The following is a 15,674-nucleotide window of genomic DNA, read 5'->3' as shown; positions in this document are numbered from 1 at the left end:
CCGGGTATTCGTAACTGTATATCGTCGTATTTGAATATAAGATATTGCTATGCGGTTATGCGCTTACGGTATTGTGACTATTATTCCTTATCACCACTACTCCGTCAAAAACATCTATCAATACCGGTTTGCTTTTATCAATGTCCCCTGCCAGGATCTTTTTACTCAGCAGGTTAATGATCTCTTTCTGTATCAATCGCTTCAGTGGTCTCGCACCGAATTGCGGATCAAAACCCTGGGCGGCGAGATAGTCCATCGCATAGTCAGAGAATTCCAATATCATGCCATTTTGTGCCACCAGGTCCTTCAACTGCTGTAACTGAATGTTAATTATTCCTTTAATTTCATTACGCAGTAATGGCTGGAACATGATCACCTCGTCTATACGGTTGAGGAACTCGGGCCGGATGGTCTGTTTCAGGAGATTCATCACTTCAGCCTTGGTAGCATCCACCACATCCTCACGGTTCTTCTCATTGATCTTCTCAAAATTCTCCTGGATGATCTGGCTACCCATATTGCTGGTCATGATGATAATGGTGTTCTTAAAGTTCACCACACGGCCTTTATTGTCTGTCAGCCGTCCATCGTCCAGTACCTGCAACAGGATGTTAAATGTATCCGGATGTGCTTTTTCAATCTCATCCAGCAGCACAACGGAATAAGGTTTGCGCCTTACCGCTTCTGTCAGCTGCCCGCCTTCATCATAACCCACATATCCCGGAGGCGCACCAATTAAACGGCTTACAGCATGTTTTTCCTGGTATTCACTCATGTCGATGCGCGTCATCATGGAGTCGTCGTCAAACAGGTATTCTGCAAGCGCTTTCGCCAGCTCTGTTTTACCTACACCGGTGGTACCCAGGAATATGAAGGAACCGATCGGACGTTTGGGGTCCTGTAACCCGGCCCTGCTTCTGCGGATAGCATCAGATACTGCGATGATCGCCTCTTCCTGTCCTACCACTCTTTTATGCAGCTCGTCTTCCAGGCGAAGCAGTTTATCTCTTTCACTCTGCAGCATCCTCGATACCGGGATGCCGGTCGCTTTTGCCACGTTTTCTGCGATGTCTTCTGCATCTACTTCCTCTTTCAACAATCTTTTGTGATCTGATGATATCGTGTTCAGCTCTGCGGTATAGCGATTGATCAGTTCTTCCTGCTCTTTTACCTTTCCATAGCGGATCTCTGCTACCCTGCCATACTCCCCGTTACGCTCTGCCTGCTCAGCTTCCTGTTTCAGGTTTTCAATGGCTGCTTTTGCGTTCTGCAGCTTGTCCACGATCTCTTTCTCTGCCTGCCATTTTGCTTTAAATGTGCTGCGTTGTTCTCCCAACCTGGCTATCTCTTCATTCAGCTCGCGTAATTTATCTTCATCATTCTCACGTTTGATCGCCTCCCTTTCGATTTCCAGCTGCCTGATACGGCGCTCCAGTTCGTCCAGTTCTTCCGGCATGGAGTTCATTTCCAGGCGGAGCTTGGCCGCGCTTTCATCTATCAGGTCAATAGCCTTATCGGGTAGGAAACGGTCTGTAATGTAGCGGTTTGACAGCTCTACGGCTGCAATGATCGCTTCGTCTTTTATCAGCACGTGGTGATGGCTTTCATAACGCTCCTTCAGACCGCGGAGGATGGATATTGCATCTTCCACAGAAGGTTCGTCTACCATTACTTTCTGGAAACGGCGTTCCAGTGCCTTATCTTTCTCAAAATATTTCTGGTATTCATTCAGCGTGGTGGCGCCAATGGCACGGAGCTCACCACGGGCCAATGCCGGCTTCAGGATGTTGGCAGCGTCCATTGCCCCCTCCATAGCGCCCGCACCTACCAGGGTATGGATCTCATCTATAAAGAGGATCAATTGCCCCTCGCTTTCAGTAACTTCCTTGATCACCGCTTTCAGCCTTTCTTCGAACTCACCCCTGTATTTCGCACCTGCCATCAATGCACCCATGTCCAGCGCATAAATGGTCTTGCTCTTCAGGTTCTCGGGAACGTCACCGTTAATGATACGGTGTGCCAGTCCTTCCACGATGGCTGTTTTACCTACACCGGGTTCTCCCACCAGGATCGGGTTGTTCTTGGAACGGCGGGAAAGGATATGCAGCGTTCTGCGGATCTCTTCATCCCGGCCGATCACAGGGTCCAGCTTCCCGGCCCTTGCCAGTTCGTTGAGGTTCTTTGCATATTTCTGCAGGGAATTGTACTGGGTGTCAGCTGTCTGGGAGTTCACCGTGCTACCCTTACGTAATTCGGCGATGGCAGCCTTTAATCCCTTTTCTGTCAGTCCTGCGTCTTTCAGCAGCTTGGCAGTATCATCGCTACCGCCGAGTAAGCCCAGCAAGAGGTGTTCTACACTGACAAATTCGTCCTTAAATTCCTTGATGCTGGCGCCCGCTCTCAGCATGGCATTGTTGGCATCACGGCTTAATACCTGTCCGCCTTCGCCTCCGGCAACGCGGGCATATTTTTTTATTTGTTCATCCAGTCTTGACGACAGGAAATTAGTATTTACATTGTTCTTCTTTAACAGATAATCTATAGCACTTTCCTGGTCTTCCAGCAGGGCTTTCAGCAAATGTCCCGTTTCAATGGCCTGTTGTTGTCCATTAAAGGCCAATTGCTGCGCCTGTTGCAGTATCTCCTGCGATTTGATTGTGAAATTATTCAGATTCATAACAGTTAGTTTTCTCCTTTTAACGTTTTCAACGTCCCTAAGAGAACAACAAAACCTGCTCCAAGGTTAACAAAGAGGGCAATTTGGCAGAAATACCGGTACCGGACTGCTCTTTTTACAGCATTTCCGGTACCGGACTGCAATTATTTCATTTTTTAACCAGTACAATTCTGGCCCTGTCGGCCTTATATATGCCATTATAGAACTTCTCCAGTTCCGGATAGGCGGAAGCGGGGTAAGCGCCGCCTTTATGGTCTATAGAACGGGTGTAGGTAATAACGTTGCCTTCTACTGTAGCCCTGGAAGAATAGCTGCCAAAGATGCTTTGTAATGCCACCGGCTGGGGCATTGCTTCGGGTGCATATCCTTCCGGAATAGTGATCTTTACCGTATCCACATCCCGGTAAGCATCGTTCAGGTATATATCCGATCTGCGGGCGGAATCCGAGCTCAGACGCCTGCCGGTTTTGGTCAGCAGGTTCGGTTCCAGGAACATACGTTTGCCCGTAACAGTAGCATAATTATGGGCTGCGATCTCCAGGTGCTCGTCAACTGCTGGCAGCGACGTTTTCAGTTGTTTACATTCATAACCATTCACATCATAGCTGGAGAAATAGCCCGCCTGTTTCAGGCGCTCCAGGATCTTTTCCCTGGTCAGTATATTCAGCCGCGCGTTCACGTCATCCTGCTGCAGACCGGTATAACGTGTATCGGCCTTCAGCGTCATGTCTCCTGTTTCTGTAATAGTGGCGCTGATATAACGTATCTGTTGGTTCTGTTCCATGGTATATACCGGGGTGTGGATCAGCTTACTCCCCGTCTCATCCACAAACAATACGTCTCTGTCTGCGGTAAAACTTCCCAGATATCCCACTGGCTGAAAACTACTCGTACATTCCAGCCAGGTGCTGTCCTTTGTACCGGGTGCACAAACAATCACGTGGTTAAAACGGGTGGACGGGAAACTCGCTTCTGTAACGTCTTTATCGTCTTCGCCGGCATAAACGAGTACGCAGGAAGCCTTCACCCCTGCTTCCTTCAGTAGCGCGCACATATAGTTGGAAAGCGCTTTACAGTCGCCATACCCTTTGGCAGCCACATAGTTGGCGTCATAGGTTTGCCAGCCGCCAATGCCCAGCTGAACGCTGATATACCTGGTATGCTGCTGCAGATAGGCGTACAACTTCGCTATCTTTTCCTCCCGGCTGAGACCATCTGTCAGTTGATGTACGGTTTGTTTAACAGCATCCGGCAACTGATCTCTTCCCTGGTTCAGGACGTACATAAAATGCCCGAAATCTTCCCAGGACGCCATCGTTCCCTTGTATTGCTGCATTTCAAAAGAGGCTGGCGCCAGTTGCACGGTTGTGGTACGTTTATGCCAGCTGGGGGCATAAGGTTCGTCCTGCACCGGTGGCATGTTCTTTACCTCCCAGGTATAAACATTATCGCCCCCGTCATTGGTTATAAGCGGTTCCCCTTTATAATTGAATTGGTGGTAACGCAGCACATAATCCTTGGGAGCGGTCACCACCAGTTTGCTCTGCTGCACAGCATAACCTGTTGACCGTTGAGGCATCCAGTAAGGCAGGTAAAAAGAGTGATTGTATTTCACTTCAATTTCATACTCCACTGTATGCGGATATACGTTGTAGTAGAACGCATGCTGCTTGTACCTGTCGTCCGTCATCAGCGATTCGCTGCCTACCCCGCTCAGGTCCTGTAAGTCACTCTGCTTCAGTTTTTTGACAGGCTCACCTGTTGCGTCATACAAGGTGCCTTTAATGGAACGGAGATCGGTCAGCTTGTCATAGAAGGCTGTTGCTCTTGCATATCTCTCGCCTTCTGCATCCATCACCGTGAGCACATAATGGGTAGTCACCCTTACATCCCGCGGATCATTTATTTTGATGCTCACCTCCTCCATCCGCTTCACGATGTGTGCGTTTGACTTGAGTGAGTCGGGGATCATAGATGCCGGGAAAACCGGGTCCCCTGCAAATACTGGCGTCAGGAAGAACAGGAAACACACACAGCAGGCGATGCTGTGTGCATACTTCTTCAATGTGTAGGTTAGCATGTTTAGCTTTTTCTTTTGAGGACGATTTGTTCTGATTGTTTCTTTACGATCATATCAAAGAAATCGCGCAGCGAATTGTATTCATCCGGCGCAAACACAGCCCTGCTCAGTTTTACTCTTGAACGGAACTGGATGGAATTTTCATTTTGCTGGATGAGGTACTGGAATATCCCCTCGTTCTCATTGAATTTAACCATAGCTGATTTGGGTAATTCCTCCACTACATATCCGTCGGGAATAGTCATGTTCAGCGTATAGGTCTCGTCCATCACGCAGGGCATTTCAACAGGGTACCTGCGTTCCTGTGAACGGAAAGGATTTTTACGTGTTGCTTCTGTAAATAAAGGGTTGATATAGAGCATCCCTGCATCGTCTGCTTTCATCTCAAAATCATACTTCATTTTCAGTACCTGTTCATTATCATCCAGGTTCTCCAGCTCCACGCCGCTAATAGTGGTTTCCGTAGCGAAATCCTTTTCTTTCCCCTTAAAATAGACATCTTTGCCTTTGTCTTTTATGGAGGAACGGATCATGCATGACTCGAAATAAGTAGGATATTGCTGCATACTTCCTTTCAGGCTACCACCTTCTCCGCCCATCAGCATTACAAAAGTGTTCTTTTGTTCCAGCAGATCGTCCGGATTGAAATACAGCGGCGGCACGTCTTTAGACAACAATCTTGCGTGACCGTTGTAGCAGGACATATCCACCCTGCCGAAGCCCAGGTAAGGCCGGGAAGCATCCAGGAAATACGTCAGCGTATCCACCGTAATAGCCGCCATTGTGTAATTGAAACGGGACCTCAAGGGGTACAGTTCATGTGTTACACCATGACTACGGGTACTGAGCACCACGGGGTCAGCATTCAGTTTTGCCCGCCGCAGCATGGCTATCAGCAGCAGGTTGATGTCTGTTTCATTACCGTTGCGGGAGCTAAAAACCGTCTTTATGGGTTTGCTGAGGTATAAGCCGGAATGGTCTGTACAGGTAAAGTTATTCCGGACATAGTTGTAAATACGGCGGGCTTTGGCTGTATCATCTTTCAGCCCTTCTGTAAGCTGGTCAACGATATCTCCCAGGTAGCCGTTGTTTTTACTTAGGTCTGCACCAAAATCCTCGTCTTTGTTCAGCTCTTCGGAGAATTTCTCCCAGGTGCCCATTACCGGTTTTACCGGGGAACCGGGGTATTTTATGGCAGATAACTGGAATTCTATCCTGGTAACATGGTTCCGCAGGGAAGTAGTGAAACTTTCTTCCCTCAGGGCCGGAATATCTTTGGCCGTCCATACATTCCTGACCGTATTGGCAGAAAAACTGCCGTGCTGAGAAGCACCGGTAGGGCCATTTGTCTCGAATGTCATGTTATACGTCGCCCTGTCAAGTGTTGTTTTTACGGTCAGCATGCTATTGATGTCCTGTTTCAGGAAAACGAAGTCAAATATCTCCGGAATAGTCACCGTATACTCACTGAGCAGACAGGGATATTCATCCTGGAATGTCCAGGGCTGCAGGTTAAAGAAAAAGGGAGAAGTTACCGAATACGTATACTCGATGATCGTTCCCTCTTTTACGCCTGGAACGGTAAACTTCTTCATAATGAAGTTCTTGTCTAACTTGTCGGTAAAGACGCTTTTACTTTCGAGTTTTGTCTCAACTACCTGCCCGTTCTCGAGGTTGTAGGCTACCGCTTTGAGATTGAGCAGTTTTTCTTCCGACTGCCCGGAAACGAAAAGGGGGACCGTTACCGTGGCTTCGTCGTAACCGTTCTTGTCAACGATCTTTACTCTCTTCAACCGCTTATACGACAGTTCAAAATGATCTCTATCGGGCTGGAACTCCGAAGAGCCGATGTCTGCAAGTATGACCGCATGCGCGGATGTGTCTTTTTCAAATGATGTCGGAGTAAAGTCCTCCGCACTGATCTTCCCAAACTTGATCTTGTCCCGGGTCTGAGAAAATGTTGTAAGTGAAAACAAGCAGGCTGCTGCCAGCTGCAGGGGGATTACAATAGATCTGCTACGCATACAGGATATAAGGATTATTTTGGGATGAAGGTAAGGGAAAAACCATATTCGAACTCTTGCTATAGCAAACTTTTATTTTTGCGTAACTTGCACTCACTCATGAACCTAGCGGCAAAATATACGGCGTTTATCAAGCAGCATGCGGCTGACCTTGGCTTTGATCATTGTGGCATTGCCAAGGCGGTGCAGCTTGATGACGATGCCCGCCGGCTGGAACAGTGGTTGCACAAAGGCATGCATGGCAGCATGCATTACATGGAGAATCATTTCGATAAAAGGATCGATCCCAGGAAACTGGTGGATAATGCGCGCTCGGTTATTACCCTGCTACTGAACTACTACCCTGCTCAGCAGCAGCAGCCTGAAGCGCCAAAGATCTCCAAATATGCCTACGGGCAGGATTATCATGAGGTCATAAAGGGGAAACTCAACACCCTGCTGGCCCGGATGCAGGAGGCATTCGGAGCAGTCAGCGGCCGGGGATTTGTGGACTCAGCCCCGGTGCTGGAAAGAAGCTGGGCACAACGGAGTGGCCTGGGCTGGCTGGGTAAGAACGGTAACCTTATCCATAAACAGGCGGGGTCCTTCTTTTTCATTGCTACCCTTATCACCGATCTGGCCCTGGAATATGACAGCCCCGTAGGCGACTATTGCGGTTCCTGTACCCGTTGCCTCGATGCCTGTCCAACTGAGGCGCTGGTAGCGCCCGGTGTCGTAGACGGCAGCCGCTGTATCTCTTACTTTACCATTGAACTGAAAGAACTGCTGATCCCTGAGAAAATGCAGGGCCGCTTTGACAACTGGATGTTTGGCTGTGATGTGTGCCAGGATGTCTGCCCCTGGAACCGCTTTTCAAAGCCTAACCAGACAATAGAATTTGCTCCCATTCCCGAGATCCTTAATTTCAGTACGAAGGACTGGGAAGAACTGACGGAGGAAGAATTTAAGAAGATCTTCCGCCGTTCCCCCATGAAACGGTCAAAATATGCCGGCATCCGTAGAAATTTGCGTTTTATTAACGGATGAGATGATTCCCTTTAGTTCTTTTTGCGTACATTGTTATACTCGTATGCCACAACTATTCCATCACCTATCTGCTAAAGGGAGTGCTATAAAGTTTCTGTTTTATGGAAGTGAAGGTATTAACCGCACCAGGTTTACATGGCTCAGGCCCATTACACTGGCAAAGCATCTGGGAAAAAACATCCGGATATAAACGTATCGATCAGCAAAACTGGGACACCCCGGTCATGACCGAATGGGTAAAAACGATTGAAAAGGCCGTCGCGGAAGCGGGGCCCGACGTAGTGATCGCAGCGCATAGCCTGGGCTGCATCGCGCTGGCCTATTGGGCACAACAGACAAAGCTCAGTATTAAAGGCGCCCTGCTGGTAGCACCGGCAGATACCGAGCGTCCCGGATTCCCGGCTGATGCCCGGGGATTTGCCCCTGTCCCATTAGAGCCGTTGCCTTTTAAAACTATCGTGGTATCCAGTACGAACGATGAATACGCCAGCCTGGAGAGAGCAAGATTTTTTGCCGATGCCTGGGGAAGCCGCTTCGTGAACGCCGGCCCTAAAGGACATATCAATGCGGATTCCAACCTGGGCGAATGGCCCACAGGACAGGTACTACTGGGTGAACTGGTCAGGAACTGGGAAACGCTGTAATAAAAAAAGCCATCCACCAGAAGGCGGACGGCGATTGATATTCCACGTCATGGCTTATTCAGCCGTTATAGATCTAAGTTCTTATTTAAAACCTTTCATCAGGTAGAATGCGTCATTCCAGCGCAGCTCATTCCTGAACTGATACAGGTCTGTATTCTTACCGATACGTACATACTCAATACCTGCCATGTCGGCAAAGTCCTGCATATGCGCAGCCGTGAGGTTCTGGCTGTAACAGGTGTGATGCGCACCTCCCGCCTGTATCCAGGCAGCGCAACCCGTACGCATGTCCGGCAGTGGTTTCCACAATACCCTCGCTACCGGCAGTTTAGGCAGCTGATGTAATGGCTCTACTGCATCTACTTCATTCACCAGCAACCTGAAACGATTCCCCATATCGATCACAGACGCGTTGATGGCCGGACCTCCCGCTACGTTGAACACCAGTCTCACAGGGTCAGCCTTACCGCCTATGCCCAATGGGTGGATCTCGCAGGATGCTTTGCCGTTTGCAATGGAAGAACAGATCTCCAGCATGTGCGCTCCCAATACCAGGCGATTGTCCGGATCAAAATGGTAAGTGTAATCTTCCATAAAGGAGTTGCCGCCAGGCAGCCCGCTACCCATTACTTTCATGGCCCTCACCAGCGCCGCTGTCTTCCAGTCGCCCTCACCACCAAAACCGTAACCGTCAGCCATCAGGCGCTGTACCGCAATACCCGGCAACTGCTCCATACCATGCAGATCTTCGAATGTATCTGTGAATCCTTTGAATTTGCCTTCTTCCAGGAATGCACGCAGGCCCAACTCAATACGGGCAGCCTCCCGCAGGGAGGCATGTTGTGCGCCACCTTTCAGCAAAGGCGCCGCCATCACGTAAGTCTGCTCATATTCCTGCACCAGTGTGCCAATAGCCGCATCACTGATCCCTTTGATATATTTTACCAGGTCGCCCACACCATAACCATTCACCGAATAGCCAAACTGGAGTTCCGCTTCTACCTTATCACCTTCCGTTACAGCCACCTGGCGCATATTATCGCCAATGCGGGCGAAACGGGCGCCCTGCCAGTCAAACCAGCCAGCTGCTGCACGGAGCCAGGTACCTATTTCTGCAGTTACCTCAGGGTCCTGCCAGTGACCAGCCACCACTTTCCTGTCCATTCTCATTCTCGACATCATGAAACCAAACTCACGGTCGCCATGGGCAGACTGGTTCAGGTTCATAAAGTCCATATCTATTTCTCCCCATGGAATGTCCCTGTTGAACTGTGTATGCAGGTGCAATAAGGGGCGTTGCAGGATCTTTAATCCGCCGATCCACATTTTAGCGGGAGAGAAAGTATGCATCCAGGCGATCACCCCTATACAATCCGGGGCGGTATTCGCTTCCTGGCAAATGCGGTATATTTCGTCCGGCGTTTTTACGACCGGTTTAAATACGATCCGTACCGGTATGTTGGCGTCTGCACTGAGCGACTGCGCGATCTTCTCTGCGTGTGCCGCTACCTGCTTTAAAGTTTCTTCTCCGTAAAGATGTTGGCTGCCGGTGATGAACCAGGCTTCAAATTGCTTCAACTGTATCATGCTGTTGGAATTTTAGATGTGACCTGCATTATTGACCATAATAGGCATCAGGCCCGTGTTTGCGTTCGAAATGTTTTTTGATCAGGGATTCTTTCAGTTTAGGACATTCCGGGCGGATGCTTTCTGTCAGGTAAGCCATTCTTGCTACCTCTTCCAGCACTGCCGCGTTGTACACTGCTTTATCTGCCGTCTTTCCCCATGTAAAGGGCGCGTGATTGCCTACCAGCATCATCTCCACGTCCTTATAGGACAAGTTCCTTTCCTGCAGGCATTGCATGATCTGGAAGCCGGTTTCATGCTCGTAGTTGCCCTTGATCATTTCATCGCTCATGGGCGCCGCACAGGGCACATCTGCCGTCAGGTGATCGGCATGTGTGGTGCCATAGATCGGAATATCACGCTGCGCCTGTGCCCAGGCAGTAGCATAGGTGGAGTGCGTATGTACAATACCGCCTATTTCTTCCCAATGCTTATACAACACTGCATGGGTCTTAGTATCCGAAGAAGGTCGTCCTGTCCCTTCCACTGTCTTTCCTTCGAAATCAACGATCACCATGCTGTCGGGCGACAATAACTTATAAGGTACGCCGCTCGGTTTAATGGCAAAGACGCCGGCACCGCGGTCTACCACGCTCACATTTCCAAAAGTGAACAGTACCAGTCCTAATGCGGGCAACTGCATATTAGCTTCATAAGCCTGTTCTTTTATGCCCTGATAACGGTTGCTCATACATACAATTTTTCGGTGAATGCGCCCAGTTCCTGGAATTGACGGTAACGGGCTGCATAGTATGGAACATTTTCCTGGCGCGGCTGCCAGACGGTTTCAAAGCCGGAGCTCATCGCTTTCTGTGCGCTCCCGATATCACTGTAAATGCCCGCCGCGGTAGCTGCAAACATAGCAGCGCCCAGTGCACATGCATTCTCACTGTTTACGATCCTGATAGGCCTGTTCATTACATCTGCCAGCACCTGCATGGCGTAAGAAGATTTCTTGGCAACGCCGCCCAGGGCTATTACTTCCTTAATAGGCACTCCTTCTTTTGCGAAACGCTCAGCAATGCTCTGTGCGCCAAAAGCGGTGGCTTCTACCAATGCCTTGAACAGCTGCACAGCGTCTATTCCCAGGTGTAAGCCGGTAATAGTGCTTTTCACGGTATGGTTGGCATCGGGTGTACGGCGACCGTTGAACCAGTCCAGCGCCAATGGGTCATTATCCCTTAAAGGCAGCTGCTGCGCCTGTTGCGACAGGTAGCCCAATAATTTATCCTCCACGGCCGCAAGTTTTTCTTTATCCTCAGGCAACAGCGCGTATAATGGTCCCATAATGAGGCGGCGCAACCAGGCAAATACATCGCCATAGGCCGATTGTCCGGCCTCCAGTCCCAGCATGCCGGGTATTACAGAACCATCTACCTGTCCGCAGATGCCCTTTACAAACAGATGTCCTGCTTCCTCCATAGGCGCCACGAGGATATCGCAGGTACTGGTGCCGATCACCTTACAGAGGGAATAGGATTGAATACCACCGCCCACAGCACCCATATGGGCATCGAAAGCGCCGGTACCTATCACGACGTCTTTGGGAAGTCCCAGACGGGTTGCCCATTCTTCGCTGATGGTCCCGGCCGGTATGGTCGCTTCCACCGTATCGGTATATGTTTTATCGTATTTGCCCAGGTATGGGTGTAATTTCTCCAGGAAATCTTTCGGAGGTAAACCTCCCCATGAAGCGTGCCACATGGCCTTGTGGCCTGCCGCACAACGGCTGCGCAACAGGGTGCTGAGACTGCGGTTGCCTGTGAGCAGCGCCGGTATCCAGTCACAATGCTCTACCCAGGAGGCAGCTTTCTCTCTCACAACAGCATCTTCAGTGATCACGTGCAGGATCTTGGCCCAGTACCATTCACTGCTGTAGATACCACCACAGTACTTTGTATAATCGGTGCCATTGCTATGCGCGGTGTCATTGATCAATGCCGCCTCTTTATTGGCGGTATGATCTTTCCATAGAACGAACATAGCGTTAGGATTGTTCTCAAAGCCAGGTAAGAGGGCCAGCGGCGTGCCCGTTTCATCTACGGGGCCGGGAGTAGAACCGGTGGTATCCACGGCAATGCCTTTCACGAGGGCGGCAGTACCTGCCGGGCATTGTTGCAGTGCTCCGCGGATGCTCTGTTCCAGTCCTTCGAGGTAATCTAAGGGGTGCTGACGGTATTGCTGCACAGCAGGGTCGCAATACAGTCCTTTCTGCCAGCGGGGATAATAGTGCACGGCACTACCTGCTTCCTCTCCTGTCCGGGTATTCACTACGAGAGACCGTACTGAATCGGTGCCGAAGTCGACACCTATTACAAATGAATCTTGCATAACGTACATCCTTGAACGGTCCTCCCTGCCTGTGAGCAGTGGAAGACAGCAACTATTTAAAAAATGAGTAAATGTCCTGGTCTACTTTATTGTCAAAGAGACAATTATTTGATAAGGCAAAAAAACGCTGATATGAGCGCCACCATGACGGTGAAATCATATCAGTAGATCCTTATTTCAGATTGCCGGGATCGGAAACAAAATTGAGGAAGGCGTGGAATTTGGCGCTGTATTTTCTTTTATCCAGCTTGTAATAGAATGCTCCCCTTTTGGAAGTAGCCCTCTCTTTTTCTTTCTGTTTGACAAGTAAGCCGGTAGATAATACTTTCCTGCTGAAGTTGCGCTTGTCAAAGCCGGCGTCGTACACTGCTTCGAACAGTATCTGCAACTGGGGAATGGTGAACCTGGTAGGCAGCAGTTCAAATAAGAGCGGGTGAATGGCCGCTTTGTACCTTAATCGTGCCTGGGCCTCTTCTACCATTTTTGCGTGGTCAAAGATCAGCTTAGGTGCATCTTTGAGTGGAAACCACTCAGCTTTGTACTCATCCGTGATCTGTTGCTTGTACTGGTTGATGTCGATCAATGCGAAATAGGCTACAGAAAGCGTACGTTCCATTGGGTCCCTGTTCGGGCTGCCAAAAGCTGCCAGCTGCTCCATATAGACCCCTTCAAGTCCTGTGAGCTTGGTCAGTGTACGGGCTGCCGCGTCTTCCAGGTCTTCATCTGCCTGTACGAAGCCTCCCATCAGGCTCCATTTTCCCTTTTCCGGCTCGAAACCGCGTTTGATCAGCAGAAGCTTCAGATCCTGTCCGTCAAAACCAAAAATAATACAGTCTACAGCTACCAGCATCCGGGTTTGCCGGGAATAACGTGTCATACTATCCAGGAGTTTAATTCCGCTAATATAAAACTCCCTGTTGACATTGCCATTTTTTTGACCCACAGACTGTTTATTTCTACACAAGATAGAACTTTAAATGTCAACTTTACAATTATTTTTTAGCGGAACAAATCCATCGGCGTCAGCGTCGTATAATCCGGTACAAAAGTGATGATATTATCGTAGTCGCTGAACTCCTCACGGGTGTGCATCGTAGTTAGCACCACCGCCTTCATACCCGCATTGGCAGCGGCTTCTACGCCTTTTGGCGCATCTTCGAACACAATGCAGGAAGCAGGATCCGCACCCAGTTCTGCAGCAGCCTTCAGGAACACTTCCGGGTGCGGTTTACTCGTGCTTACATCGTTGGCCGTTATGATGCTCCGGAAGTAATGACGGATATGAAGATTATCCAGTGCAAAGTCTACATTGAACGGAATGGCCGCCGTACCTATTCCCATCGGGATCCCTTCCTTCCCGGCGGCTTCCAGGAATGCCTGCAGGCCTGGTATCAGCTGCAGATGGGGCAGATAAGCCGCCTGGTAACGTTTCTCCTTTTCCAGGGACAGTTCATCCATCTCCGCTGTTGTAAAACGGTCCTTTCCAAAAATACGGACCAGCAGCTCCTGGTTCTTGCCATACATTTCCTTCTTTACCGCCTCCCGGCTCAAACCCGCCCCCAGCTCAGTCAGGGTATTATACCAGCCCTCCAGATGATATGCCATATCGTCTATCATAGTGCCGTTCATGTCAAAAATAAATGCCTTTTTCATATGCCTGTTTTACAATTTAGCGGGTCAAAGCTAATAAATTAAATAGCTGCGGAGTAGTCCCAATTATATCCTTATTTGCTTAAGTTAGTCTTTGGATCCGGCGGAGGCTAGTATCTACGGGGACTTTACTATAGCACTAGAGGGCTGTTCTATAGCGAACGCTATAGAATAGTGGGTCTACGGGCAGGACTGTAGCGCCTACAGGTAGGAACCGGTAGTATAGTCGAAGTTAATCCTTCGTGAATGCGTGGCGAAATCCCCGGAGGTGACGAACCTGGTTCCGGGAACATAAAAAAAGAAGGTCGAATGAGTTCGACCTTCGTGATCTAGTTCACGTTATTGAATCGACCGCATGCGGCAAAAATTACTGGAATTTGCATGCAGTTCGCAGAAACATTTATATAGTAAACCGGGCATCCCCACACCGTTACACCACGTCTCAAAAACAGGAAACAGACCCGGCAGCCAGGAAAGCAACCGCTATAGATGAATGAGCTGTCAACAGACTAGTTGCCCGCCGGATAAATAGCATAACAGTGGAACACCCGGACAGGACAATTCAGGTAAACGTAATTACTACCTGCTGCAATTTAATGATAAATGTCAAATTTACAATTAAATTTTTCACTTCTTCCGGACATAAAAAAATCCATGGACGACAGCCCTTTTATTGCCGTTGTCCATGGACACTTGTGTATTGAAGTTTTATTAGCTTACTCCCCTACCTGGAAACACCGCATACTAATGCTTCCATTCTGGATCTCTTCGTAAGTGAACCTGATCTCTTCATCCACCCCTGCCAGACCAAGACCGTAGATAAATGGAAAATAGTGGTCCGGCGTTGGAATGGAGAGCTTCGCCGCCTCTCCCAGCCTTTCATAATGCAGCAGATCATCAAAAGCGCGCTGTTCGACCTTATTCTTTACAGTAGCGTCGAATTCCAGCGCCCAGTCAAAAGGCGCTGCATTGTCGTTAAAACTGATCTTCCTCAGGTTATGGACGATATTCCCACTCCCCACAATAAGTACTCCTCGTTTGCGCAACTCCTTCAGCTCCTGTGCCAGCTGATAATGATAGGCCGGTGGCTTGTAATAGTCGATACTCAGCTGGAATACAGGAATATTGGCCTCAGGATACATGTGTTTTAAGACGGTCCATGTACCATGATCTAGCCCCCACTGATCATCTTCCACCACCTGGGTGCTTTTGATCAGCTTTGCCGTTTCACGGGCCAGTTCCGGCGCTCCCGGAGCCGGGTATTGCACTTCGTGCAGCGCCTGCGGAAAACCTCCGAAGTCATGTATTGTAGCAGGCCTGGCAGACGTCAGCACATGTGTGCCCCTTGTCAGCCAGTGCGCAGATACGACCAGTATAGCATTAGGTAATTGTTTTACCGATTCGCCCATCTCTTTCAGCCGGCGGGTGAAAGCATTGTCGTAAAGTGCGTTCATCGGGCTACCATGACCGATGAACATAGCCGGCATCAACGTAGTACGCTGATAATCACGGGTGATCTTCCCCAGTTCTTGTAATTGCATATATAATCCTCCTACAGGTAAAATGGCCATTGCAGCCAGAAAATCCTTCCTGTTCATCATACACAAAGGTACTTA

General features: G+C 49.3%; 11 protein-coding genes. 2 read left to right on the top strand and 9 right to left on the bottom strand.

All coding sequences use genetic code 11. From position 1 onward, the window contains the following. Positions 1 to 55 precede the first annotated feature (55 nt). From clpB to MYF79_RS18130, 3 genes are all read right to left on the bottom strand, one after another. Complete coding sequence (gene clpB, locus MYF79_RS18140; RefSeq protein ID WP_247809061.1) at positions 56 to 2,677, bottom strand: ATP-dependent chaperone ClpB; 2,622 nt, start codon at positions 2,675 to 2,677, stop codon at positions 56 to 58. Positions 2,678 to 2,825: 148 nt separating this feature from the next. Beyond that, on the bottom strand, positions 2,826 to 4,757 hold the full coding sequence (locus MYF79_RS18135; protein ID WP_247809060.1) for a DUF3857 domain-containing transglutaminase family protein: 1,932 nt from the start codon (positions 4,755 to 4,757) through the stop codon (positions 2,826 to 2,828). Between the two features lie 2 nt (positions 4,758 to 4,759). After that, entirely contained in the window at positions 4,760 to 6,781 is a 2,022-nt protein-coding gene (locus MYF79_RS18130) for a DUF3858 domain-containing protein (RefSeq protein WP_247809059.1), read from the bottom strand. Between the two features lie 99 nt (positions 6,782 to 6,880). Here MYF79_RS18130 and queG point away from each other — a divergent pair, with 99 nt between their 5' ends. Further along, positions 6,881 to 7,807: a tRNA epoxyqueuosine(34) reductase QueG gene (gene queG, locus MYF79_RS18125; RefSeq protein WP_247809058.1), complete on the top strand. Its 927-nt coding sequence runs from the start codon at positions 6,881 to 6,883 to the stop codon at positions 7,805 to 7,807. A 101-nt stretch (positions 7,808 to 7,908) separates the two neighbouring features. Further along, positions 7,909 to 8,451 (top strand): RBBP9/YdeN family alpha/beta hydrolase, encoded by a 543-nt coding sequence (locus MYF79_RS18120; protein ID WP_199656694.1) that lies wholly within the window; start codon positions 7,909 to 7,911, stop codon positions 8,449 to 8,451. Between the two features lie 81 nt (positions 8,452 to 8,532). On the opposite strand, the gene araA is transcribed toward MYF79_RS18120, so the two are convergent. The 6 genes from araA to ygiD all read right to left on the bottom strand — a co-directional run bounded on the left by araA (position 8,533) and on the right by ygiD (position 15,659). Beyond that, a complete protein-coding gene (araA, locus tag MYF79_RS18115; RefSeq protein WP_247809057.1) occupies positions 8,533 to 10,038 on the bottom strand; it encodes an L-arabinose isomerase in 1,506 nt (501 codons plus the stop codon). A 28-nt stretch (positions 10,039 to 10,066) separates the two neighbouring features. Then, a complete protein-coding gene (locus tag MYF79_RS18110) occupies positions 10,067 to 10,768 on the bottom strand; it encodes an L-ribulose-5-phosphate 4-epimerase (protein WP_247809056.1) in 702 nt (233 codons plus the stop codon). Beyond that, positions 10,765 to 12,408 (bottom strand): ribulokinase, encoded by a 1,644-nt coding sequence (locus tag MYF79_RS18105; RefSeq protein WP_247809055.1) that lies wholly within the window; start codon positions 12,406 to 12,408, stop codon positions 10,765 to 10,767. Before MYF79_RS18105 ends, MYF79_RS18110 begins: the two co-directional genes overlap by 4 nt. Before the next feature lie 172 nt (positions 12,409 to 12,580). Continuing rightward, positions 12,581 to 13,285 (bottom strand): NUDIX hydrolase, encoded by a 705-nt coding sequence (locus tag MYF79_RS18100; protein WP_247809054.1) that lies wholly within the window; start codon positions 13,283 to 13,285, stop codon positions 12,581 to 12,583. 122 nt (positions 13,286 to 13,407) lie between these two features. Further along, positions 13,408 to 14,061 carry an HAD family hydrolase gene (locus MYF79_RS18095; protein WP_247809053.1) on the bottom strand — a complete coding sequence of 218 codons (654 nt, stop codon included), beginning with the start codon at positions 14,059 to 14,061 and terminating at the stop codon, positions 13,408 to 13,410. Positions 14,062 to 14,774: 713 nt separating this feature from the next. Then, positions 14,775 to 15,659, bottom strand: coding sequence for a 4,5-DOPA dioxygenase extradiol (gene ygiD, locus MYF79_RS18090; protein ID WP_247809052.1), 885 nt, complete (start codon positions 15,657 to 15,659; stop codon positions 14,775 to 14,777). Between the last annotated feature and the right edge of the window lie 15 nt (positions 15,660 to 15,674).

The organism is Chitinophaga filiformis (assembly GCF_023100805.1).
GTDB lineage: Bacteria > Bacteroidota > Bacteroidia > Chitinophagales > Chitinophagaceae > Chitinophaga > Chitinophaga filiformis_B.
Note: the sequence above shows the minus strand (reverse complement) of the source record. Positions and strands in the feature narration are given on the sequence as shown.